The 24,020-nt window shown below is 45.8% G+C and carries 26 protein-coding genes and 2 tRNA genes; 26 read left to right on the forward strand and 2 right to left on the reverse strand.

Annotated elements, in window-relative coordinates; all coding sequences use genetic code 11:
• Positions 1 to 24: 24 nt before the first annotated feature.
• Genes infC through rplT form a run of 3 tightly spaced genes read left to right on the forward strand, consistent with a single transcriptional unit; the run spans position 25 to position 1,160 of the window.
• Complete coding sequence (gene infC, locus ACZ5LF_RS05040; protein WP_380569622.1) at positions 25 to 555, forward strand: translation initiation factor IF-3; 531 nt, start codon at positions 25 to 27, stop codon at positions 553 to 555.
• 19 nt (positions 556 to 574) lie between these two features.
• Positions 575 to 775 (forward strand): 50S ribosomal protein L35, encoded by a 201-nt coding sequence (gene rpmI, locus ACZ5LF_RS05045; protein ID WP_344702704.1) that lies wholly within the window; start codon positions 575 to 577, stop codon positions 773 to 775.
• Between the two features lie 25 nt (positions 776 to 800).
• Positions 801 to 1,160, forward strand: coding sequence for a 50S ribosomal protein L20 (gene rplT, locus ACZ5LF_RS05050; protein ID WP_380569387.1), 360 nt, complete (start codon positions 801 to 803; stop codon positions 1,158 to 1,160).
• Between the two features lie 51 nt (positions 1,161 to 1,211).
• On the opposite strand, the gene ACZ5LF_RS05055 is transcribed toward rplT, so the two are convergent.
• Positions 1,212 to 1,487, reverse strand: a complete 276-nt coding sequence (locus tag ACZ5LF_RS05055; RefSeq protein WP_380569388.1) for a hypothetical protein — start codon at positions 1,485 to 1,487, stop codon at positions 1,212 to 1,214.
• A 154-nt stretch (positions 1,488 to 1,641) separates the two neighbouring features.
• On the opposite strand from ACZ5LF_RS05055, the gene ACZ5LF_RS05060 reads away from it, so the two are divergent.
• The 4 genes from ACZ5LF_RS05060 (at position 1,642) to pheT (ending at position 7,195) form a co-directional block, all read left to right on the forward strand.
• A complete protein-coding gene (locus ACZ5LF_RS05060) occupies positions 1,642 to 2,715 on the forward strand; it encodes a M42 family metallopeptidase (protein ID WP_380569389.1) in 1,074 nt (357 codons plus the stop codon).
• Positions 2,709 to 3,455: a TrmH family RNA methyltransferase gene (locus ACZ5LF_RS05065; RefSeq protein ID WP_380569390.1), complete on the forward strand. Its 747-nt coding sequence runs from the start codon at positions 2,709 to 2,711 to the stop codon at positions 3,453 to 3,455. Before ACZ5LF_RS05060 ends, ACZ5LF_RS05065 begins: the two co-directional genes overlap by 7 nt.
• A gap of 280 nt (positions 3,456 to 3,735) precedes the next feature.
• The gene (gene pheS, locus ACZ5LF_RS05070) at positions 3,736 to 4,803 is read left to right on the forward strand and encodes a phenylalanine--tRNA ligase subunit alpha (protein ID WP_380569391.1); all 1,068 of its coding nucleotides are present in this window, start codon (positions 3,736 to 3,738) and stop codon (positions 4,801 to 4,803) included.
• Positions 4,790 to 7,195 carry a phenylalanine--tRNA ligase subunit beta gene (gene pheT, locus ACZ5LF_RS05075; RefSeq protein ID WP_380569392.1) on the forward strand — a complete coding sequence of 802 codons (2,406 nt, stop codon included), beginning with the start codon at positions 4,790 to 4,792 and terminating at the stop codon, positions 7,193 to 7,195. The genes pheS and pheT overlap by 14 nt, the downstream gene beginning before the upstream one ends.
• Positions 7,196 to 7,273: 78 nt before the next feature.
• Here pheT and rnhC read toward each other — a convergent pair whose 3' ends face one another.
• Entirely contained in the window at positions 7,274 to 7,960 is a 687-nt protein-coding gene (gene rnhC / locus ACZ5LF_RS05080) for a ribonuclease HIII (RefSeq protein WP_380569393.1), read from the reverse strand.
• Between the two features lie 118 nt (positions 7,961 to 8,078).
• Between rnhC and zapA the strand changes: the two genes are divergently transcribed.
• The 19 genes from zapA (at position 8,079) to ACZ5LF_RS05175 (ending at position 23,958) form a co-directional block, all read left to right on the forward strand.
• Positions 8,079 to 8,336 (forward strand): cell division protein ZapA, encoded by a 258-nt coding sequence (gene zapA, locus ACZ5LF_RS05085; protein ID WP_344702723.1) that lies wholly within the window; start codon positions 8,079 to 8,081, stop codon positions 8,334 to 8,336.
• 4 nt (positions 8,337 to 8,340) lie between these two features.
• Complete coding sequence (locus ACZ5LF_RS05090; protein ID WP_380569394.1) at positions 8,341 to 8,874, forward strand: CvpA family protein; 534 nt, start codon at positions 8,341 to 8,343, stop codon at positions 8,872 to 8,874.
• A 28-nt stretch (positions 8,875 to 8,902) separates the two neighbouring features.
• The gene (gene polX / locus ACZ5LF_RS05095) at positions 8,903 to 10,606 is read left to right on the forward strand and encodes a DNA polymerase/3'-5' exonuclease PolX (protein WP_380569395.1); all 1,704 of its coding nucleotides are present in this window, start codon (positions 8,903 to 8,905) and stop codon (positions 10,604 to 10,606) included.
• Between the two features lies 1 nt (position 10,607).
• Positions 10,608 to 12,938, forward strand: a complete 2,331-nt coding sequence (locus ACZ5LF_RS05100; RefSeq protein ID WP_380569396.1) for an endonuclease MutS2 — start codon at positions 10,608 to 10,610, stop codon at positions 12,936 to 12,938.
• 179 nt (positions 12,939 to 13,117) lie between these two features.
• Positions 13,118 to 13,432, forward strand: a complete 315-nt coding sequence (gene trxA, locus ACZ5LF_RS05105) for a thioredoxin (protein ID WP_344702731.1) — start codon at positions 13,118 to 13,120, stop codon at positions 13,430 to 13,432.
• Positions 13,433 to 13,491: 59 nt separating this feature from the next.
• Entirely contained in the window at positions 13,492 to 15,261 is a 1,770-nt protein-coding gene (gene uvrC, locus ACZ5LF_RS05110; RefSeq protein WP_380569397.1) for an excinuclease ABC subunit UvrC, read from the forward strand.
• 128 nt (positions 15,262 to 15,389) lie between these two features.
• Complete coding sequence (locus ACZ5LF_RS05115; RefSeq protein WP_380569398.1) at positions 15,390 to 16,016, forward strand: succinate dehydrogenase cytochrome b558 subunit; 627 nt, start codon at positions 15,390 to 15,392, stop codon at positions 16,014 to 16,016.
• 16 nt (positions 16,017 to 16,032) lie between these two features.
• On the forward strand, positions 16,033 to 17,784 hold the full coding sequence (sdhA, locus tag ACZ5LF_RS05120) for a succinate dehydrogenase flavoprotein subunit (protein ID WP_380569399.1): 1,752 nt from the start codon (positions 16,033 to 16,035) through the stop codon (positions 17,782 to 17,784).
• Positions 17,785 to 17,802: 18 nt separating this feature from the next.
• Entirely contained in the window at positions 17,803 to 18,567 is a 765-nt protein-coding gene (sdhB, locus tag ACZ5LF_RS05125) for a succinate dehydrogenase iron-sulfur subunit (RefSeq protein WP_380569400.1), read from the forward strand.
• Positions 18,568 to 18,655: 88 nt separating this feature from the next.
• Positions 18,656 to 19,099 carry a MarR family winged helix-turn-helix transcriptional regulator gene (locus ACZ5LF_RS05130; protein WP_380569401.1) on the forward strand — a complete coding sequence of 148 codons (444 nt, stop codon included), beginning with the start codon at positions 18,656 to 18,658 and terminating at the stop codon, positions 19,097 to 19,099.
• Positions 19,092 to 19,904 (forward strand): glutamate racemase, encoded by an 813-nt coding sequence (gene racE / locus ACZ5LF_RS05135; RefSeq protein WP_380569623.1) that lies wholly within the window; start codon positions 19,092 to 19,094, stop codon positions 19,902 to 19,904. The genes ACZ5LF_RS05130 and racE overlap by 8 nt, the downstream gene beginning before the upstream one ends.
• Entirely contained in the window at positions 19,901 to 20,509 is a 609-nt protein-coding gene (locus ACZ5LF_RS05140) for an XTP/dITP diphosphatase (RefSeq protein ID WP_380569402.1), read from the forward strand. Before racE ends, ACZ5LF_RS05140 begins: the two co-directional genes overlap by 4 nt.
• Positions 20,506 to 20,994 carry a YfcE family phosphodiesterase gene (locus ACZ5LF_RS05145; protein WP_380569403.1) on the forward strand — a complete coding sequence of 163 codons (489 nt, stop codon included), beginning with the start codon at positions 20,506 to 20,508 and terminating at the stop codon, positions 20,992 to 20,994. The genes ACZ5LF_RS05140 and ACZ5LF_RS05145 overlap by 4 nt, the downstream gene beginning before the upstream one ends.
• A gap of 85 nt (positions 20,995 to 21,079) precedes the next feature.
• Positions 21,080 to 21,445: a thiol-disulfide oxidoreductase DCC family protein gene (locus ACZ5LF_RS05150; RefSeq protein WP_380569404.1), complete on the forward strand. Its 366-nt coding sequence runs from the start codon at positions 21,080 to 21,082 to the stop codon at positions 21,443 to 21,445.
• 27 nt (positions 21,446 to 21,472) lie between these two features.
• Positions 21,473 to 22,027 (forward strand): GNAT family N-acetyltransferase, encoded by a 555-nt coding sequence (locus ACZ5LF_RS05155; protein ID WP_380569405.1) that lies wholly within the window; start codon positions 21,473 to 21,475, stop codon positions 22,025 to 22,027.
• Between the two features lie 83 nt (positions 22,028 to 22,110).
• Positions 22,111 to 22,184 (forward strand) — tRNA-Arg (locus tag ACZ5LF_RS05160).
• Between the two features lie 43 nt (positions 22,185 to 22,227).
• Positions 22,228 to 22,301 (forward strand) — tRNA-Arg (locus ACZ5LF_RS05165).
• A 93-nt stretch (positions 22,302 to 22,394) separates the two neighbouring features.
• Positions 22,395 to 23,009: an NUDIX domain-containing protein gene (locus ACZ5LF_RS05170; RefSeq protein ID WP_380569406.1), complete on the forward strand. Its 615-nt coding sequence runs from the start codon at positions 22,395 to 22,397 to the stop codon at positions 23,007 to 23,009.
• Complete coding sequence (locus ACZ5LF_RS05175) at positions 22,999 to 23,958, forward strand: hypothetical protein (RefSeq protein ID WP_380569407.1); 960 nt, start codon at positions 22,999 to 23,001, stop codon at positions 23,956 to 23,958. Before ACZ5LF_RS05170 ends, ACZ5LF_RS05175 begins: the two co-directional genes overlap by 11 nt.
• Positions 23,959 to 24,020 lie beyond the last annotated feature (62 nt).

Raw genomic sequence — 24,020 nt, forward strand, 5'->3', positions numbered from 1 at the left:
TGTTCGTCTTCAAACTATATGGAGGTGTCAAAGATAGCAAAAGATCAAACATTAATCAATGACAAGATTCGCGCCAGAGAAGTTCGTCTCATCGGACAAGATGGTTCACAGCTTGGAGTAAAACCCACCCGCGAAGCACAAGAGATGGCTGAGCGCGTAGAACTTGATCTAGTATTGGTCGCGCCTAATGCCAAGCCGCCTGTTGCACGCATCATGGATTACGGTAAATTCAAGTATGAGCAGCAGATTAAAGAAAAAGAAGCGCGTAAAAAGCAGAAGGTGATCAATGTTAAAGAAATCAGGCTTTCTCCAACAATCGAGGACCATGATTTCAACACTAAATTGAAACAGGCGAAGAAATTCCTTGCGAAGGAAGATAAAGTCAAAGTTTCCATCCGCTTCCGCGGCCGCGCAATCACGCACAAAGATATCGGCCGTAAAGTGCTCCAGCGCTTTGCAGATGAATTGTCTGAAGTTGCTACAATTGAACAAAGACCTAAGATGGAAGGCCGTTCAATGTTCCTGGTGGTCGCACCGATCACTGACAAAAAATAATAATCCGGAGGTTAGTCTCATGCCGAAAATGAAAACTCACAAAGGTTATGCTAAACGCGTCAAGCGTACTGGAACAGGTAAATTCAAGCGTCATCGTGCGTTCACATCACACCTGTTCGCCAACAAGACTACAAAACAGAAACGTCACTTGAGAAAAGCGACGCTAGTTGCTAAAGCAGACCAAAAACGCATCAAAAAGCTACTTTCATATATAAAATAATCGATCGAATTAAGGAGGAGCACACATGGCACGTGTCAAGAATGGTTTAACGTCCCGTAAAAGACGTAAAAAAGTACTGAAGCAGGCAAAAGGATATTTTGGTGCGAAAAGCACACTTTATAGAACAGCGAAACAGCAGGTAATCAAATCCGGCCAGTATGCGTACCGCGACCGCCGTCAGACCAAGCGTGATTTCCGCAAATTGTGGATTACACGTATCAATGCAGCTGCACGCCAGCATGGAATGAGCTATAGCCGTCTGATGAACGGACTTAAAACAGCAGGTATCGACATCAACCGTAAAATGCTTTCTGAAATCGCAATTTCAGATGAAAAAGCATTCGGTGAAATCGTTGCGCAAGCTAAAAATGCCTTGAATAAATAATGCTTAAAAAATGGCCGCTCCTTTCAGGAGCGGCCATTTTACATATGTTGCCTATATTCTTTTATATAGTGTATCCATCAGATCATCCGAGTACTCGAAATAGCATTCCTTCAGGTCCTTATTTCCTTGGTCCCCATCAGATTGCGGCATGATATCCAATCGGATGAGGGGTTCATCTTCATCGAAGAACGGCAAAGTCTGTTCTGCATATTCATCAGTGAGTTTATTATAGATTTCAATGGCTTCTTCTTCACTTTCGTATGTCTTCTTTAGGACGTCCAATTCTTTTCCTGTACGTTCAATTCTGGATAGTTTTATATCGATCACTATAACGCCTCCTTCTACAAGCTTTATGCTTCTCTTATTGATGATAACAATTAAAAGGCTAAATGTGTATTAATAAGTTTTATATTACGAAAAGTGAAATAATTTATGATAGAATGAAATCGACAATTAATTATAAGGAGATGGATGACCGATTATGGATAAACAACTTGAAATGATGAAAAGTCTAACGGATGCAAACGGCATTTCCGGTTTTGAATATGATGTTAAGAACGTCATGAAAAAATATTTGGAGCCAGTCAGTGACGAGCTGATCCAAGACAACCTTGGAGGACTGTTCGGCAAACGAAATGCCAAAAATGGTTCGCGCACATTGCTTATTGGTGGGCATCTCGACGAAATCGGCTTCATGGTGACGCAGATAGATGATAATGGCTTCATCAAATTCACACCGATCGGTGGCTGGTGGAACCAGGTCATGCTTTCTCAAAGGATGAATGTGGTGACTGAAACGGGAGTACTGACAGGGGTCATCGGTTCCAAACCACCTCATGTATTATCTCCAGAAGCAAGAAAGAAACCTGTTGATATGAAGGAGATGTTCATAGACATCGGCGTCGCTTCAAAAGAAGAAGCAGAATCAGCAGGGGTCAAAGTCGGGGACATGATTACACCTCACTGCGAATTCACAGAGATGGCGAACAAGGATTATCTGCTGGCAAAAGCATGGGATAACCGGTTCGGCTGTGGTGTAGCCATTGAAGTTCTGGAGTCTTTGAAGGATGAAGATCTGGACATCAATGTTGTCAGCGGGGCCACAGTACAGGAAGAAGTTGGCCTGAGGGGTGCCAAAGTGGCAGCGAACAAAGTGAAGCCGGACCTTGCGATTGCAGTCGATGTCGGCATTTCCTGGGATACACCAGGTATGAGCGAAAAGGATGGCACCGGAAAGATGGGCGATGGCCCGCTTGTTCTGCTACTTGACGGTTCAAATATCGGACATGTCGGCTTCAGGCGCCACGTAGAGAAATTGGCTAAAGAAAAAGATATACCAGTTCAGTGGTCGGCGATTACTGGCGGAGGGACAGATTCAGGCGCATTCCATGTATCCAACGAAGGTGTGCCGTCAATCTCCATAGGTGTACCGCTCCGCTATATGCATTCGAATGTTTCGATTCTGAACAGGAATGACTACAATAATGCCGTCCGTCTCGTGACCGAAATCGTCCGGTCACTAAATGATGACGCTGTGGAGGAAATCATTTGGTAGCATCAACATTCATCGGCTCAAAAGATAATAAGCGCATCAAGGATCTCAAGAAACTGCAGATGAAAAAATACCGCAAAAAGGAAGGACGTTTCCTGATTGAAGGGGAGCATCTGGTTGAAGAAGCCGTCAGATACCATCAGACACTCCACACTCTGATACTCTTAGAAGGATACGATCCTACTATGCAGATACCTGAGGGAACGGAGATGCTCAGCGTCAGCCGGGCTGTAATGAAAACCTTATCCACCCTGGATACGCCGCCAGGGGTCATGGCGGCTGTGTCCTATGTGGCTCCGGAAGTGGGGGAGGACAATACGCTGCTCCTTGACGGTGTACAAGATCCCGGCAACTTGGGGACGTTGATCCGTTCAGCGGATGCTTTTGGATTCAAGCACATCATTTTATCTCATGATACGGTGGATCCATTCAGCGACAAGGTATTAAGGAGTACGCAAGGCAGCCTCTTTCACATCCATCTTGAAACAGCAGAGCCTACGACTGCAGTCAATGCATTCCAGGGTATTGTGATGGGAACTGCCATCGACGGTGCAGTACTGCTCGATGATACGCCTTCACCTGAGGCGTCCGTTATGGTGGTGCTTGGCAATGAAGGGCGTGGCGTTTCAGAAGAAGTGCTTTCATTGGTCGACCAGAAACTGAAGATAGGCATGCCCGGCGATAGTGAGAGTCTGAATGTGGCGGTTGCCGGGAGTATCATTATGCATCATTTCAAAGCTTGATTTTTCGATAGTTTGATTTATAATGATTTTATAAGATGAATACGATGCTTCAGATGAAGCCGGACATAAATGATCTATAATTCCGAAACAGGGAGCGCAGCACATGGACTGGAATGCTGGGTACGGATGGGATCAGGGTTCACCTGGCAGATGGAGCAATGGGTCAATCCCTTATCTTTCCATAAGCGTCTGTATTGTCATGCAGAAAATCAGGTGGTACCGCGGAAACTCCGTCCTTTGATGAAGGGCGGGGTTTTTATTATATTTTAGGAGTGAAATGATGGATACATCAGAAATAGGGCGAGTTAAGGAATCATTCGATCAGGCTGTGGCCCATATAGAAGATCTAAAGAGTCTACAGCAGTTGAAGGTGGAATACTTAGGTAAAAAAGGCAAAGTGACAGGGCTCATGAAGGAAATGAAGAACTTGTCCAAAGAGGAGCGCCCTCAATTTGGGGCAGCAGTGAATGAAACACGCAACCACATAACAGAAATCATCGGACAGAAGACCCAAGCACTCGAAGCTGAAGCGCTTGAGGCTAAATTATCGGAAGAGGCGATTGATGTTACGCTGCCAGGACGCGATTTTAGTCTGGGCAGTCCACACCCCCTCAGCTTGATCATTGAAAATATCGAGGATTTCTTCATAGGACTCGGCTATGAAATTGCAGAAGGGTATGAAGTGGAAACCGACTATTATAATTTTGAAGCGCTCAACTTGCCGAAATCACACCCTGCACGCGACATGCAGGATAGCTTTTATATTTCTGAGGAGATGTTGCTCAGAACACATACTTCACCTGTCCAGGCGCGCACGATGGAATCCCGGGCAGGAAAGGGTCCGGTCAAGATAATCTGTCCCGGGAAAGTTTATCGTCGGGATAGTGATGACGCGACGCATAGTCACCAATTTACTCAGATTGAAGGCCTGGTGGTCGATAAGAATATTCATATGAGTGATTTGAAGGGCACTTTGGAGCTTTTTGCCAAGGAAATCTTTGGGGAAGAGCGTGAAATACGCCTTCGCCCAAGTTATTTTCCATTTACAGAACCTAGTGTAGAAGTCGATATCTCCTGCTTCAAATGCAAGGGTGACGGATGCAATGTATGTAAGTATACTGGTTGGATAGAAATACTCGGGGCAGGGATGGTTCATCCTAATGTCCTTGAAATGGCTGGCTTTGACTCCAATGAATACTCGGGCTTCGCTTTTGGCATGGGGCCTGATAGGATAGCTATGCTGAAACACGGTATAGAAGACATCAGACACTTCTATACAAATGATTTGAGGTTCATCAATCAGTTCAAAGTGACAGAAGATGGTGGTGCAAAGAATGAAAGTATCTAAGGAATGGTTGCAGGAGTTCATACAACTTGATGTTCCTGCGGAAGAATTGGCTGAGAAGATTACACGCGGCGGTATCGAAGTCGACGAACTGAAGGATTATACGGCAGAAATCAAAAACCTGGTGGTCGGCCATGTCCAATCAGTCGAGCAGCATCCTGAGGCAGATCGCCTTAAGGTATGTCAAGTCGATACAGGGGATGGAATCCACCAGATAATATGCGGGGCTCCTAATGTAGTTGCCGATTCCTATGTCATTGTCTGTAAAGTCGGCGGCAGACTCCCTGGCGGTGTGAAGATTAAGCGGGCAAAACTACGCGGTGAAGCCTCGGAAGGAATGATATGTTCGCTTGAGGAGCTTGGGATCAATGAAGATCAGGTCCCGTCGGAATATCGTGATGGAATCTTCATTTTTAAAGAGGAGAAAACGGCCGGCGAAGACGCACTTCAGGCATTGTGCCTCGATGATCACGTCATGGAATTCGACTTGACCCCAAACCGCAAGGACGCCCTCAGCATGATAGGTGTCGCCTATGAAGCGCGTGCTCTATTCGGCGGGGAGGTTTCACTCCCTGAATACAATATTGATGATGCGCATCTTGGTGATGACGAATTGAGCGTCGATAATGAAGATTTTCAGGCAGTCCCTTACTATGCTGCCCGAGTGGTCGAAGACGTAAAAGTTCACCCTTCACCTGTCTGGATGCAGATACGTCTGATCAAGGCAGGTTTCCGTCCGATCAACAATATCGTCGACATATCCAACTATGTGCTGCTTGAATTCGGACAGCCATTGCATATGTTCGACCGTCAACAGATTGGCTCGGATAAGATTGTGACGCGCTACGCCAAGGAAAACGAAAAGATGACGACTCTGGATGGTAAAAAACAGACACTCAAGCAGAGTGATATCGTTGTAACCAATGGCAATGAGCCAATTGCCCTGGCCGGTGTTATGGGTGGCGCATTTTCTGAAGTCACGGAGAACACGACCGACGTCGTCATCGAATCGGCAGTCTTTGATTCATTATCCGTGCGTATGACAAGCAATCGCCTGAACTTGCGCAGTGAAGCATCATCGCGTTTTGAGAAGAGTGTTTCCCATGAATTTGTACGGAAGGCACTTGACCGCGCAGCTTATCTCCTGCAGAAATATGCAGGCGGTAAAGTGACGTCAAAAGTCATCTCAGCAGGTGAACTGGATGTAGAAGATTCCACGATAGAAATTACAGGGGACTACATCAATAATCGGTTAGGTATGGATCTGACCGTCAAAGAGATTACCGATGTTCTAGGTAAGCTGGGGCTTGTTGCCTCGGAAAAAGAAGGGGTATTGACGGTATCGATACCGTCAAGGCGCGATGACTTGAAGATTAAAGCAGACATCACGGAGGAAATTGCAAGAATATACGGTTATGATGCTTTGCCGAGCTCACTCCCCGAGTATTCGAAGATTACTCCAGGGCAATTGACGGATATCCAGAAAAAGGTCCGAATCATAAGACACCAACTGGAATCGCTTGGTTTATCGCAGGCGGTCAACTATGCGCTGACAAGCCGTAGTCAAGCCGGACAATTTACGGAAGTCAACGAAACATTGGACCTTCTGATGCCAATGAGTGAAGATCACGCGGTGTTGCGCACCAGTCTGGTGCCTCATCTTATTGATAATGCGGTATATAACAGCAATCGCCAACAAAAAGACGTCCAACTGTATGAAATGGGCAGAATATTCATCCCGCGCGGAGAAGCAGAACTCCCGTTGGAAAAAGAAATGCTTGCTGGTATAGTGACAGGTGATATGCACCGTACAGATTGGCTTGGTGTCAAAGTACCTGCAGATTTCTATGCAGCCAAAGGCATCGTGGAGACGGTGTTTGAGAAACTCGGCATGTCTGCACATATCACCTATCGATCGTCTTCCCGATTGAGCGAGATGCACCCCGGCAGAACAGCAGACATCATTCTCGAGAATGATACTGTCATTGGATTCGTAGGTGAAGTCCACCCTGCGTATGCGAATGAGAATGATTTGGATGGTGCTGCAGTATTTGAAATCAGCATGGGTGAATTGCTTGAGAAAGCACAAGGGGATATCATCTATCAGCAGTTGTCGAAGTATCCGTCCATTACACGGGACATCGCGCTGGTGGTCCCTTCTGAGACACATGCTGGAGATCTGGTTCAGACAGTCCGGAAAACAGCTGGAAAATACCTTCATGATGTCTTTGTCTTTGACGTGTATGAAGGTGAACGCCTGGAGGCAGGGAATAAATCAATCGCTTTGAGACTCGTTTACCTGAATAAAGAGGAAACACTGACCGATGCGGAAGTGGAAGCATCCTACGACCCGGTTGTACAGGCACTGGAAGCACAAGGTGCACATATCAGATGATAAATGAAGATGCCTATGGCGGACGATGTCGCCATAGGCATCTTTAATCTTTTGAAATGCACTATACAAATAATGCCGTCAGCCATGATTTTTGCTGTTCATCAGGTCGATGACCTTTTGACGTGATTTGAAGTGTTTTTTGGTGATGGCATCGAGGTACTCCAAGCCATGCTTCTTTGCAAGCTTGGCAGCGAAGACATCGGTTTTGTTGCTTGCGCCACGCGGCACCTCTGCTTTTAGGTTACGGTTCAGGTTCTCCATCTGTTCCAGGTATTTGCTGCGTGCCAGTATGCTTGCACAGGCTACCGCGATGGATTTGGATTCCGCTTTTGTTTCCTGGTATATCAAATCTTCACGGAAAGGATGGGGGACGTATTTCTGATATGCATTTTCAGATGTGAACTGGTCGATTACAATGGCTTCCAATGCCTCTTTCCAGTCATCCCTCATTTTTTCATGGACATTTCTGATGCAGTGGTCGTGGAGTACTGCCTTAAGTTTGACTATGTTCCATCCCTGATCAATCTTTTCATTGTAGGAAGGATTATCGAGTATTACAAGGGAGTACGGGACGATATGTATGATGTCGCCTGCGATTTTCCTGACTGTGCTGTTGCTTAAGTTCTTGGAGTCCCTTACGCCAAGTTCTTTGAGGAGTGCGACTTTATCCTTCGGAACATAGGCTGCGCAGACTGTCATCGGTCCAAAGTAGTCGCCGACCCCTGCTTCATCGCTGCCGATCGTATTCATAGTGTCATAGTTCATGGCTATCCTACCTTTATGTTTTTTCTTATGCATATACTTGTATAAGATTGGTTACATAAGTATAATAAATTAATGATAACATATGGGAACCGAAATTTTTACGGGGAGGCAATGTCAGATGGCAGAATATAAAAACCGCATTGCTGTCGAAATCAATGATCAACAATATACTTTAGTTGGGGAAGAGGACCCTCAGCATATTCGTTATGTAGCGAGGCTCGTCGATGAGAAGATCCAGGAAATTGGAGCGAAGAATGCAGGTTTGGATACAACGCGAAAGGCAGTACTCACAGCAGTGAACGTTATGGATGAGTATGTCAAATTGCTTGAGAAGCACCAGGCGTTGATAGAAGAGATGGAAGAGCAGGGTAAATGATATCATGACACTCATACTGCTGATACTTCTGATTGCAGGAATGGTGATAGGATACAGAAGAGGAATGGTCCTTCAACTGCTCCACTTGATTGGAACACTCTCTGCCATCATCATCTCCGCTAAAAACTATGAGAAGCTGGCTGCACGCTTCGATATGGTGATGCCCTACCCTTCAACTTCCGACACGCTTACCAATCCCCTTATGCCGGAATTGGCGAATGCTGAATATGCGTTTTATAATATGACCGCTTTTTTCATTATCTTCATCATCTCCAAAATCATCATCCAACTTATCGTCAGCGCATTCGATTACCTGCAGCAGATTAGTGTGTTCGGTATAGTTGGTGATATAGTGGGTACTTTGCTCGGCCTTATAGAAATGGTCTATATACTGGCGGTTTTCTTGACGATGATCGCCTTAGTGCCGCTCGATTTCATCGAAACGATGGTAGGGGAGTCCGGTTTGGCTCAATTCCTGCTGGACAACACATTTATCCTTTCCGAAAAATTCATAGAATGGTTACAGAGTGAGTCATAGGAATATGGCTCTTTTTTAGGAGGTAGACATGACTAAGAAGGACATAATCAATCTGCTTGAGACCATAGGGACCTACATGGAATTGGCACTGGAAAACCCGTTTAAGGTCTCTGCCTACCGCAAGGCTGCAAGTACTATAGAGCGGGATCCAAGGACACTTTCTGAAATCGAAGACTTCTCAGAGCTGAAAGGTATAGGTAAAGGGGTCAATGAAGTTATTGAAGAGTATGTGAATACCGGCCGTTCCACTACGCTCGAAGATCTGAAGTCGACTGTTCCAGCATCACTGATCCAGCTGCTGCATCTCCCGACACTTGGGGCTAAGAAAGTGGCGAAACTGCACAAAGAGCTTGGTGTAACTACTTTGGAAGGACTGAGGACGGAATGCGAGGCCGGCAATGTCAGCGCTTTGGACGGTTTCGGGAAAAAGACTGAAGAAAACATCATCAAAGGAATTGATGACATGCTTACGCGTCCTGAACGTCATCCCATTGAAACAATTCAGAAATTTAAAGCGATGATTACGGATGCTTTGACAGAATTGGAAGGAGTCAAGCGGTTTGATATTGCTGGCAGTGCGCGACGTTATAAGGAAATGAGCAAGGACTTGGATTTTATCGTGGAAGCAGATGACTTAAAGCAGGTTACGGAGACATTTTTGGAACTACCGTTCATAAAAGAGGTGGTCGCCAGGGGCGATCGTAAGCTCTCTGTAGTCGCCGAGTATGATTTAGACCAGATCAATGTCGATATCCGTTTTACAACACCTGGTGCGTACCATACTACACTGCACCATTTTACCGGGTCTAAGGAGCATAATGTGAGGATGAGGCAGATCGCCAAATCACGGGGGGAGAAAATCAGTGAGTATGGCATCGAAAAAAATGGTGAGATGCTCACATTCTCTTCTGAAGAAGATCTGTTCAATCATTTCGAGCTCCCTTATATCCCTCCGGCGATGCGCGAATCAGGCGAAGAGATGGATATGGCTATGAATGAAATTGTGGCCCCGGAAGATATTCGAAGTGATTTGCATATGCATACCGTATACAGTGATGGGGCCCATTCGATTTCTGAAATGGTCGAAGCGTGCATTGATAAGGGGTACGAATATATGGTCATCACAGATCACTCGAAGAGCCTTAAAGTCGCAAATGGACTGGATGAAAAAAGGCTCAGAAAACAGATTGAAGAAGTGGAAAGCCTGCGGCCGAAATATCCAGAGATAGATATTTACACCGGCACCGAGATGGATATATTAAAAGATGGCACCCTCGACTTTGATGATGATATACTCAGTGAATTGGATTATGTCATCGCTGCCATCCATTCCAGTTTCCAACAGACTGAAGAACAGATCATGGAGCGTCTCGAAGCAGCGTGCGACAATCCATACGTCAGACACATCGCGCATCCCACCGGACGACTCATTGGAAAAAGAGACGGTTATGCCGTTAATATGGAACGGTTGATCAAAAAGGCGAAAGAAACGGGGACAGTGCTCGAAGTGAACGCGAACCCAAGGCGTTTGGATTTATCTTCCGACGTGATACGCCATTCCGGCCTGATGTTGACAGTCAACACAGACGCCCACCATACAGATCACTTGGATTTTATGGAATTTGGGGTCGCTACGCTGCAAAAAGGTCTGGTGAAAAAAGACCAGGTGCTCAATACGTTCACAAGGGAAAGGTTCAGGGAATGGATCAAAAATGGAAAACAGAGGTTTTAACATGAATGAAAGAACAATAAAAACTTTAGAGTTCGATAAAATACTCGCTGAGTTGGAGAATCTGGCCGAGAGTGAGAAGACAAAGCAAGCGATCAGTGAGGACATCATATCCACCGATATAGAAGTCATCCGTCAGATGATCGATGAGGTTGATGATGCGTCCACGATGCTGAGGTACCGGGCAGTAGAACTTTCAGGCATCACTGATATCAAACGTCATCTGAAACGTGCGGAGATAGGTAGCATGCTCGGCGTCGCAGAATTGAATGAAATCCGGATGATGCTGAACCGTAAACATACGCTTGAGGGCGTGTTCGATGAGTTTGAAGCGGATGAGATCAGCCTTGTGCATCTGCCGGCTTATATAAACGGGCTTCCCGACATCCATTTCCTATACCGTAGAATATCCGAGACATGTGATGCCCACCAGGTTTTGGACCATGCATCGGAAGCCCTTCTTAGAATCCGCCGCAAAATCAAGGCGGAAGAAGGCAAAATAAGAGAACGCCTAAATGATATCATTCGCGGCAACAATCAGAAGAAGCTTTCGGACAACCTCATCACAATGCGCAATAACCGTTATGTCGTACCTGTAAAGGCGGAACATCAAGGGGATTTCAATGGCATTGTGCATGATATATCGGCGAGTGGCCAAACTGTCTATATGGAGCCCATGCTTGTCGTTCAGATGACAAATCAGATCCAGCACTTGAAGGATGAGGAACAATCTGAAGTGGAACGTATCCTCTATGCATTGTCTGCTGAAGTCGCAACAGTCAGCAGTGAATTATCCATGACCGATGATGCACTCCATCATATTGATCTGGTGTTCGCCAAAGCGCGTTACGGTAAAAGCATCAATGGTACAAAACCTGATATCATGACTGAGGGTGGTATTTATCTGCCCGCAGCATTCCATCCGTCCATCCCGGCAGATGAAGTGGTGAAGAATGATATCATAATGGATGATGAAACGCGTGCTGTGATCATAACGGGACCGAATACCGGCGGTAAGACAGTCACACTGAAGACACTTGGTCTGAGCGTGCTTATGGCCCAGTCCGGCATACCCATACCAGCGAGGGACGGCAGCCGTCTAAAGCTGTTCCGTAAGGTATTCAGTGACATCGGGGATGAGCAATCCATCGAACAGTCTCTTTCGACGTTTTCAAGTCATATGACGAATATCACCGGGATACTCGAAGAAGCGGATGGGGAAAGTCTTGTAGTCCTTGATGAATTAGGGGCGGGGACAGACCCTGAAGAAGGGGCGGCCCTGGCCATCAGCATCTTGGAATATCTGCTTTCAAAGCAGTCGACCATAGTAGCGACAACGCACTATCCTCAATTAAAGTCGTTCAGCTATACACGGGAAGATACCATTAATGCAAGTGTAGAGTTCGATGTGGAGACGCTCTCCCCGACATATCGTCTTCTCATGGGGATCCCCGGCAAGTCCAATGCTTTTGAGATATCCAATAAACTCGGTTTGGAAGAGAGTGTCATTGAGCGGGCACGGGCCCTTGCCGGACGCGACTCGGAAGATGTCAATGAAATGATTACAGCACTTGAGAGGCATACGAAGACTGCCAGGGCAAATGAGGAGGAGACTGCGCGGCTTCTGAAGGAAACTGAACAGCTTCATGCTGAACTGGATGCATATATGGAAAGTCATGAAGAATATAAAGAAAAGATCAGAAAAGAGGCGCGCGAATCAGCCAACCGCATCATCAAACAGGCAGAAGCGCGCGCAGAGACTGTCATCCAAACCCTTGAGAACATGAAGCAACGCGGTGCGGATATACAGGAACATGAAATGATAGAACAGAAAAAACAATTGTCTGACAGTTATCATCAGGAGGATATCCGTAAGAAGGAGCGCGCTAAGGAAAAAGAGCGCATCGAACGCGGAGACGAAGTGGATGTCTTGTCCTATGGCCAAAAGGGTGAAGTGCTTGAAGCGGATGATGACTCCGTCACTGTACAGATGGGTATCATCAAAATGAAGGTGGGCCTCGATGAGGTCAAGAAGAGGAAGAAGGAAAAGCAACAGCAGCGTACCGTATCACGCCGGGTAGGGAAAACACCGGTGAAGAGGGAGCTTGACCTGAGGGGGGAACGCTATGAAGAAGCGCTCCAGAAACTCGATCGTTATCTTGACCAGGTCCTGCTCTCCAATTACAATGAAGTTGAAATCATTCATGGGAAGGGGACCGGTGCGCTGCAAAAAGGTGTGCAGCAGTTCCTTAAATCCCATTCCAAAGTGAAATCCTTTAGGGGTGGCATGCCTGGTGAAGGTGGCTTCGGTGTAACGATCGTTGAGATGAAGTAGGTGGTCTGATGGATAATTTTGATATGTATAAACTCGCCAAAGTGCTGATTGTGATTGGTGTCATCATGTTTTTGGGTGGCATTGTCTATTTAGCTTTTTTGGCCTAGGCAGTAAAATTGAGCATGCTGAAAGTGCATGATATAATCAACTCATAATTCAACTTATTGGAGGAATTTCAAATGGCAATAATCGAAGTGAACGACCAGAATTTCAAACAAGAAGTAAACAGCGGCGTTAAATTGGTGGATTTCTGGGCACCATGGTGCGGACCTTGTAAAATGATTGCACCTGTACTCGAAGAAGTGGCCCAAGAAGTGGATGGCAAAGCAGACATCGCCAAACTTAACGTTGATGATAACCAGGCTACAGCAAGCGAATATGAAGTCATGAGCATTCCGACGCTCATCCTGTTCAAAGATGGGGAGCCTGTAGATAAAGTCGTTGGTTTCCAACCAAAAGAACAGCTTGTAGCACTTATTGAAAAACACGCATAATGAATGAGCCGCCCTCTGAGGCGGCTTTTTTATCATTTAATTCAACATGAGGGATGATTATGGAAGAACTTAAATTGAAATTGTCCGTCCTGCCGACTGAACCGGGCTGTTATCTGATGAAAGACCGTCATGGCATCGTGATCTACGTCGGCAAGGCGAAAAATCTCCGCAATAGGGTCAAATCCTATTTTTCCGGGGCCCATGATGAGAAAACGATGCGTCTTGTAAAAGAAATCGAAGATTTCGATTTCATAGTAACCAATTCCGAAGTCGAATCACTGCTGCTTGAACTCAACCTCATCAAGAAGCATTACCCAAGGTTCAATATACTCCTGAAAGATGATAAGAGTTATCCCTTTATCAAAATCACAAAGGAGAGACATCCTAAACTTATCGTCACCCGTACAGTCAAGCCATCTTCCGGTACTTATTTCGGACCTTATCCCAATGCCTACAGTGCACATGAGACAAAAAAGTTGCTCGATAGGATCTACCCGCTCAGGAAATGTAATACGATGCCGGATCGACTGTGCCTTTATTATCACATCGGCCAATGTCTCGGACCTTGTGTCTACGATGTCAGTCAGGACCAATATAAAGAGATGATTGATGGCATAACCCGCTTCCTTAATGGAGACACCAAACAGATAACGGACGAATTGAAGGATAAGATGCAGAAAGCTTCCGAAGACCTGGAGTTTGAACAGGCCAAGGAATACAGGGATCTGCTTGGACATATAGAAGCTACAATGAACAAGCAGAAGATGATGACCAAGGACATGACTGCACGCGACTGCTTCGGTTACAGCATATCCAAAGGATGGATGGCAGTATCCGTATTATTGATAAGAAATGGCAACCTCATTGAGAAGAAAGCAGATATGTTCGCAATAAATGATGAGCCGCAGGAAGAATTTTTCAGGTATATCGCCCAATTCTATGATGTGAAATCCAATCTGTTGCCAAAAGAAGTCCATATACCGAGTCATCTGGAGCATGAAGTCATTGCAGAGTATCTGCCTGTCAGTGTCATACAGCCCAAACGGGGTCAAAAGCGCGAAATGGTCGATCTTGCAACGAAGAATGCCGAGATAGCACTCAGCAATAAATTCGAGATGATTGAAAAAGATGAGGCCAGAACCGTAAAGGCGATAGAGAAACTTGGGGAAGCGCTCAATATCGAAACGCCTGTACGCATAGAAGCCTTCGACAACTCGAATATACAAGGTGTCGACCCGGTCAGCGTCATGGTGGCCTTTGTCGATGGGAAGCCGAGCAAGAAGGATTACCGGAAATATAAAATAAGGACCGTCACCCAGCCCGATGACTATGCTTCCATGGCTGAAGCAGTCAGAAGACGCTACACACGTGTTCTTAGAGAAGGATTACCATTGCCCGATCTACTTATTGTAGATGGCGGCGTGGGTCACATGAACACCGTCAAATCCGTACTCCTTGATGAATTGTCATTGGATATCCCAGTAGCGGGGCTGGCCAAAAATGACAAACACAAGACGGCTGAGCTCCTCTACGGCGATGATGCATCAATCATACCGCTTAAAAAGAATTCACAGGAATTCTACCTTCTGCAAAGGATACAAGACGAGGTGCACAGGTTCGCAATCAGCTTCCACCGCAACACAAGGAGGAAGACATCCGTCACCTCCCGATTGGATGGCATTGAAGGTGTTGGACCGAAACGCAAACAAAAACTACTGAGCCATTTCGGTTCAATTAAACGGATGAGTGAGAAGGAAGTAACGGATTTTACTGAGATAGGCATACCGGCGCCGATTGCAAAACGTATTTTGGAAACACTGAAAGACTGAACAGCAACACTCGAACGGTCATGATCTTTTTTAGGCAACCCATCAAGTCGCCTTGATTTATATAATTCTTGAGAGTAAAATGGTGGTTGTATAAACTTATTTCATTGGAGAGTTAGGGGGGAATTCGAGTGTCAAAACAAGATTCAAGTTTTGCGATCAGGCGGCTTCATTCGTTGCTGGGTGTAATTCCGCTAGGTGTATTCCTTATTCAGCACCTGGTCGTCAACCACTTTGCAACACGGAGTGAAGAAGCGTTCAACACTGCAGCCGGGTTCATGGCGAGTCTGCCTTTTGTTCTGTTTTTGGAGATTTTCATAATTTATCTTCCAATCCTGTTTCATGGTGTCTACGGTATCTACATCGCTTTCACTGCAAAGTATAATATAGGCGGAAAAGGCTATGGCTTCCACAGTACATACAGAAACTGGCTGTTTGCACTTCAAAGGATCAGTGGTGTGATTGCATTCATCTTCATCGCAATCCACGTGTTCCAGACAAGGGTACAAGTATTTTTTGGAGCGGAGGTCAATTTCGACCTGGTACATCAGATTGTAAATAACCCAGCATGGCTGGTGTTCTATATCGTCGGAATCATTGCGACTGTATATCACTTCGCCAATGGCCTATGGGCATTCATGATCACATGGGGCTTCACGCAATCTGATAGATCACAGCGCGTGATGAGCTATGTATCAGCGGTCATCTTCGTGGTGGTCAGCTTCATCGGCGTTCAAGCAATATTGGCATTTATCTAATTAAGGAGTGGAAAGAATGGCTAATGACAAAATTATCGTTGTCGGGGGCGGGCTTGCCGGTCTTATGGCGACGATCAAAGCGGCTGAAACAGGAGCTGAAGTAGACCTGTTTTCTATAGTGCCAGTGAAACGTTCTCACTCCGTATGTGCTCAAGGTGGCATCAATGGAGCAGTCAACACCAAGGGTGAAGGCGACTCTCCAGCGATCCACTTTGATGACACAGTGTACGGTGGAGACTTCCTGGCCAACCAACCACCAGTCAAAGCGATGACTGATGCAGCGCCGGATATAATCCATCTGCTGGACCGCATGGGGGTCATGTTCAACAGGACAAACGAAGGATTACTTGATTTCCGACGTTTTGGGGGCACACTCCACCACCGGACGGCTTATGCCGGTGCAACGACTGGACAACAGTTGCTGTACGCCCTGGATGAGCAGGTCAGGAAGTTTGAAGTAGATGGCCTCGTCAATAAATACGAAGGCTGGGAATTTCTTGGAGTCGTCCTTGACGATGAAGGACGTGCGCGTGGAATTACTGCACAGCAGATAACGAGTGCAGAAATTCAGACATTCAAGTCTGATGCAGTCATAATGGCGACAGGCGGCCCTGGAATCATCTTTGGGAAATCGACGAACTCCATGATCAACACTGGTTCTGCAGCTTCAGTCGTTTATCAGCAAGGTGCAGTATATGCAAATGGCGAGTTCATCCAGATCCACCCGACCGCAATACCTGGAGATGATAAACTCAGGTTGATGAGTGAGTCGGCCAGGGGAGAAGGGGGACGCATCTGGACTTATAAAGATGGCAAACCTTGGTACTTCCTGGAAGAGAAGTATCCAGATTACGGAAACCTTGTGCCAAGGGACGTCGCCACACGTGAAATCTTCGATGTGTGCGTCAACCAGAAGCTCGGCATCAATGGGGAAAACATGGTTTACCTCGACTTATCACATAAGGATCCACATGAGCTCGATGTTAAATTGGGGGGGATCATAGAAATTTACGAGAAATTCACAGGTGATGATCCACGTAAAGTACCGATGAAGATATTCCCGGCAGTCCACTACTCAATGGGTGGCCTGTATGTCGACTACGACCAGATGACCAACATCCCTGGACTCTTCGCTGCAGGAGAATGTGATTATTCACAGCACGGCGGCAATAGGCTCGGAGCGAATTCCCTCCTGTCGGCGATATACGGCGGAACAGTAGCCGGGCCTAATGCGATAGAATACGTCAGAGGTCTCGAAACCACATATGAAGATCTTGATGATTCCCTCTATGAGAAATATGCCAAGATGGCACAGGAAGATTTCGATGCCATCATGAGCATGGACGGTGATGAAAACGCTTATGTCATCCACAAGGAGCTCGGTGAACTCATGACGGATAACGTAACTGTTGTCCGCCACAACGATAAGCTCCTTGAAACGGATAAAAAGATCGTTGAGCTCATGGAACGCTATCAGCGCATAAATATCAACGATACGAAGAAGTGGAGTAACCAAGCTGCCTTCTTCACTCGCCAATTATGGAACATGTTGGTACTTGCACGTGTCATCACGATCGGTGCATACAACAGAAACGAATCCCGCGGTGCCCATTACAAACCTGAATTCCCAGAACGTAATGATGAAGAGTGGCTGAGGACGACCAAGGCATACTTCGAAGGCCCGAAAGAGGCCCCTCGATTCGAGTATGAAGAAGTGGATGTCAGTCTGATTCCACCGCGTAAGAGGGATTATACTAAAAAAAGCTAGAAAGGAGTGCGGAGATAGATGAGTGAGAAAAAGATAAAATTTTCAATAAAACGTCAGGAAAACAAAGAATCCCAATCTTATTGGGAAGAGTTTGAAGTACCTTACCGTGAGAATATGAACGTCATAAGTGCTCTGATGGAAATCCAGCGGAACCCTGTTAATGTTAAAGGTGAGCGCACCACTCCTGTCACTTGGGATATGAACTGTCTTGAGGAAGTATGTGGCGCCTGTTCAATGGTCATCAATGGCGGTGCGCGCCAATCTTGTACTGCATTGGTCGATCAGTTGGATCAGCCGATCAAGCTTGAACCAATGTCCACATTCCCGGTTGTCAAAGACTTGCAGGTCGACCGGTCATTCATGTTCGATAGTCTGAAACGTGTCAAGGCATGGGTTCCAATCGATGGAACATATGATCTTGGTCCTGGACCACGCATGCCTGAAAAGAAACGTCAGACTGCGTATGAACTGTCAAAATGTATGACATGCGGTGTATGCCTGGAAGTATGCCCTAACGTCAATGACAGCTCCCAATTCATGGGTGCTGCCCCAATCAGCCAAGTCAGACTGTTCAACCTCCACCCGACAGGGAGCATGAACAAGAACGAGAGGCTGGATGCATTGATGGGCGTAGGTGGAGTTGCCGAGTGTGGCATGGCGCAGAACTGTGTCAAAGCATGCCCGAAAGGCATTCCATTGACTACATCAATCGCAGCAATGCAGCGGGAAACAAACTTCCATATGTTCAAATCCTTCTTCGGAAGCGATCATGAAGTAGAATAATATTGAAATAGGAGGAGCACTGCTTCTCCTATTTTTTTATTTTCAATTACGATATAATGAAATAAATCAGCAGGAAGGACTGTGGATAATGAGTGATAAGGAAGCAATCATCTCCATAGAAAAGTCAATCAGATACATATCTGTTCATGTGAAAAGCCATGGCAGGGAAATACTTAAAGAGTATGAGATTTCGCCACTGCAGTTCGTGGCGCTTCAATGGGTGGATGATAAGGTCGGCATTACGATAGGTGAGTTGTCAAACAGATTGTATTTGGCGCATTCAACGACGACTGATATCGTGGATAAGCTTGAAAATGGCGCATTCGTCAAGAGACAGAAATATGAAAAGGACAAACGTATCGTTCTGGTGCTCATGCAGGATAAAGGACGGGAAGTCATAAAAGAAGTCATCAATAAGCGGATATCCTATATCTCTGATATCACTTCACATCTGACTGAGGAAGAGAAAAGTATGCTGCCGGATGTCCTTGAATCAATACTCGATGAGAGTGAACGAAGAAGTGATGGATAGGCCGATTGGAGTCATGGATTCTGGTGTTGGGGGCCTTACAGTAGTAAGGGAGGTCATCAGGCAGCTGCCGAATGAATCCATTATATATCTTGGGGACTTGAACAGGTGCCCCTACGGTGATAGGCCAATGGAACAGGTCAGAAGATACACGATAGAAGTCGCAGATGTCCTTGTGGCGCGTGGTATAAAAATGCTTATAGTGGCGTGTAACACAGCTACTGCAGCTGCTCTCGACATATTGAGGGAGAGATACACGATTCCGGTGGTCGGTGTGATCGGGCCCGGGGCGCGCAGTGCAATCCAAAGCAGCAATAACCAGAATGTCATTGTGCTTGCAACGAATGGTACAGTCGACTCCGGCGCCTACCCTGAAGCCATCCGGCGCATCAACCGTAAATTCAATGTGGAAAGTACAGCTTGTCCGAAGCTGGTTCCTCTAGTCGAGGAACTGCGCTATAAAGATAAGGTTGTGGTACGGGTCGTCCTTCATCAGACATTGAAGCATCTACACAGCTCCAAGGCAGACACAATCATCCTTGGCTGTACGCATTATCCACTGCTGGCGGATGAGATATTTGATTATTTTTCCGGTAGAAAAAAAGTCATCGACTCGGGGCATGAAACAGCGCGAGAAACGAGTTCAATACTCACCGCGCTTAAGGCACATACGCCATCGCAATCTGAACCGACCTATACCATGATCGTCAATGGTAAGACGGAACGATTCGAATATATTCTGAAGGATTGGATGCCTTTCCTCGATTATGAAATTGAACAGATTACACTTGAGGAGGAGACTCAATGAAAATCGTTATAGCTACAGGCAACAAAGGGAAAATCAGAGACTTCAAGACAATATTTTCAGATGTGGAAGTAATCGGAATCAAGGAACTGCTCCCGGATTTTGAGGTGGAGGAGACAGAAGATACATTCGAGGGGAATGCTGTACTGAAGGCTGAATCAGCCTCCAAGGCACTTGGTCTGCCAGTCATCAGTGATGACTCAGGTCTATGCGTCGATGCCCTTGATGGAGCCCCCGGCGTATATTCTGCCAGATATGCAGGGTTAGGGGCGAGCGATGAAGATAACAACCGTAAATTGCTGGCAGCCTTGACGGATGTTGAAAATCGATCAGCAAGATTCGTCTGTGTCATTGCACTGGCGATTCCTGGCAGAGATACGAGGAGCTATGTTGGACAACTGCACGGGGAAATATTGGAATCCTCGGCTGGAGAGGGTGGCTTCGGCTATGATCCGCTATTTAAGACACTGCAGGGGGAACACTTGGGGATGATTAGCACAGAACAAAAAGGGGAAATAAGTCATAGAAGAAAGGCCTTGGAGAAATTGAAGCATGATGCTTCAGCATTTGAGATTTTGTTAAACCATGATGGGGGTGCAGATAAATGAAGATATTGATTGTAAGTGATAATCACGGAGAAAAAAATATCGTATATGATGCATTCGGCAGAAACAGTGGTAGTTTGAACATTCATCTGGGCGACAGCGAGTTTGAATATGATGACACTGAGATGCGCCACTTCGAACGTGTCGGGGGGAATGTCGATACGGATTCACGTTATCCTGTGGAAGGGTACGATGAAGCATCCGGAATTTTCTATAGCCATGGACATTATTACGGTATAAAGAAGGATCGGGGCAAGCTTGCATCGCGAGCGCGTGAATATGGCGCCAGTTATGCTTTATATGGACATTCCCATATTGCAAAAGCTGAAAAAGTAAATGGTGTCTATTGCATCAATCCTGGCAGCATATCACTTTCAAAAGGGGAGATGCCTGAATCCTATGCCGTTTTAGACACAGATAATAATGTCGTGACATTTCTTGGGCGTGACCATAAAGTGTTGAAGGAAACAGATCTTAACAATCTATAGGGATCCGGTGCTTGAGCGTATTGAGTATCATAGCGCTAGATATCGAAGTTTTAAATAGAAGAATCGCTGGTTGGGAGGAGAGACCATGAACATTCTTTATTTCGATGATGATTGCATCATCTGCAATCGATTTGCAAAATTCATCACTACTCTGGACCGGCAAGATAAAGTGCGGTTCCAATCCATCAAAACATTGGATACCGTCATGCCGGAAGAAGTCGATTCACTTATTTATTATTCCGATGACATCTATATATATTCGGATGCAGTGATTGAAGTGCTCGCCGACACGACTGGTTTTAAATCGGTCAAATTAATGAAGGTCATCCCCGTATGCTGGAGAAATGCATTGTATAAATTGGTTGCCGCCAATCGCCACCGCGTAAACAGGGGGGAATCATGTACAATAGATCCGGATGTGCGCAGCAAGATTGTTAAATCCACGAAATGAAGCCGTTATGCAAAGGAGTGCAGAAAGATGATCATCACCGTAGATTCTGAAATAGAATTGAGAGCCCTAGCTCCAAAAGAGAATGAAATGGTCTATAAAGCAATAGATGAGAACAGAGGGCACTTGAGAAAGTGGCTCGCGTGGGTTGATTATATGACAAGCGCAGCCGATTACATAGAAATCATCCAGATATGGCAAAATGCGATAGATGAAGGAAGCGGTATGCAGCTCGGAATTTTCTATCGCGGCAGTTTCGTAGGGATGTGCGGATATAATGAAATCTTTTCCATGAGCCATAGGGGACAAATAGGCTATTGGATAGTGAAGGAAGCGGAGGGTAGAGGAATAGTGAGCCGTTCTGTCGAGGCCCTCATCCAATACGGGTTTGAAGTGGTCGATTTGAATCGGATAGAGATCATATGTGGCGTCTTCAATTACCGTAGCCGGGCGTTGCCGGAATCACTCGGATTCGTCAAAGAGGGGGTCATGAAAGAGTATGAATATCTATATGACCATTTTCACGACTGTATAATTTACCGCCAGTTGAAAGCGGAATATGAGGATTGGAAAAGTCTGCTTTGATTGTGTAATAAAACATCAATAGTTTTAAAAATAAGTTTGACTTTTATCGTCACGATTGATTATAATGGTACTTGTCTGATTAAGTCCTGGTAGCTCAGTCGGATAGAGCAATGGCCTTCTAAGCCATCGGTCGGGGGTTCGAATCCCTCCCAGGATGCTAAAAAACCCCGCTCTGGGGTTTTTCTTTTTTATGATATCTTGTCCCAGTAGCTCAGTAGGATAGAGCGACAGCCTCCTAAGCTGTAGGTCGGGGGTTCGAATCCCTCCTGGGACGTCCATACCCTTCATATTATTGAAGGGTATTTTTATTTTACAAATTAACAGACGAAATATAGAATAAATGTGAATAAGGAAAGGAAGGTTCATGATGAGTAAGTTCGACGAGCAGATCCTCGTCGTATCAAGGCAACAGATCTTCAAAGGTGAAACTGATGCATTCAATGGGTTCATCAGCAAAGAGGATCCGAGATACGGCCGTATATTATCTGCATTCAATGACTATAAAGTGAAGCGACGCGGTGATATGGAAGAAAATCCTACCTATAAGCAACTGATCAGCTACGCAGTCATCACTGCAGGGGAGGAGACATTGGTTTATAAGCGCCTTGAAGGTGGGGGCGAAGACCGTCTGCATGGCCTCCTGTCCATTGGAGTAGGTGGCCATATGAATGATGTGCCAGAGGCCGAGGCGATCAATGAAAAATTATTCATCAACGCGGCAAGGGAACTGGAGGAAGAAGTCGGACTCCAAGAAGACGCACTTGAAGATATTGAAATCATGGGCCTGATCAATGACGACGAGGAAGAAGTCGGCAAAGTACATATCGGTATCGTCTTCAAAGTTGAAGTGGATAAGGACAAAGTACATGCCAAGGAAGAGGATACTTTGGAACTGGTATGGAAGGACAGGAATCTCCTCCCAAAAATGAATCCATACGAATCATGGAGTGAACTGATCATCAGGGATGCTTATGGACAATAACATCCTGTCGCACAGACGTTTCCAAAAAAAGATGGAGCAGGATCTGCATGCTCTATATGAACAAGGGAACGCCCAGGGTTTCATTATGCGCTTTAAAGAGTACGAGCGTCATCACCCAGCAAGTACAACTCTTACCGAGTATTTCTACAAATCACTCGGTGATGAAGGTCGATATGATGATATCATCGATTATTCCTTGATTCAGATGAATGAAGGGTTTGGAAATTACGATCTGCATATGAAAAACCTTCTGGAGGCACTGCTCAGCCAAGGCAGATACTATGAAGTCATAGAATTCTCAGATCAGCTCATGCAGGAAGAGCTTCCACAGGAATTCCGCATAGAAGTTGCCGCATTGCGTCATAGAGCCAAAAAAGCATTGGATGATAAGGAAGTGCGTCCCGACGAATCGTATGATGAAACATACCAGGATATGGATGAAGAAAGCTTCTGTGAGATGCCATTGCATGCTAGGCTAGACTTTTTGAAGCATCTTATGGACACTGGGGACGAGAGTTACAGGGTGCTTATCAAAAATGTGCTTGCCTCAGAACAAAATCCTGAGACCATTACATTCATGTTGCTGTACCTGAAGATGTGCGGGGAGGACCAGGCGGTGCGGTTCTACAAGATGGGGTCAGAAGAAGAGGCCATACCAACGTTGCTTCCAGATATCGAAGAGACGGAAATGTATGTCAAAGTACGCAACGATGTGCTGGAACACTTAGAAGACAGGATGCCTGAATTCGCTGAAGCAGCCGATTCGATGTTGATTGCACATATAATAGGCGTCTATCCACTCGACTTGCCTTATGATCATGAAAATTTGGCGGACGCTTATCTGCATGAGCTACTCAGGATGGTCAACGTGGACAGTGGGACCGAACCCACACCTGAGGTCCTTGATTGGGTACGTTCAATCGAACGCCTCATGTCACCATCTGATTGAACAAATCAAATGTTGGATATAAAAAAGTGATATGTTATACTATACTGGTTAATTGAAATTAT

The sequence above is a fragment of the Salinicoccus siamensis genome (assembly GCF_055391965.1).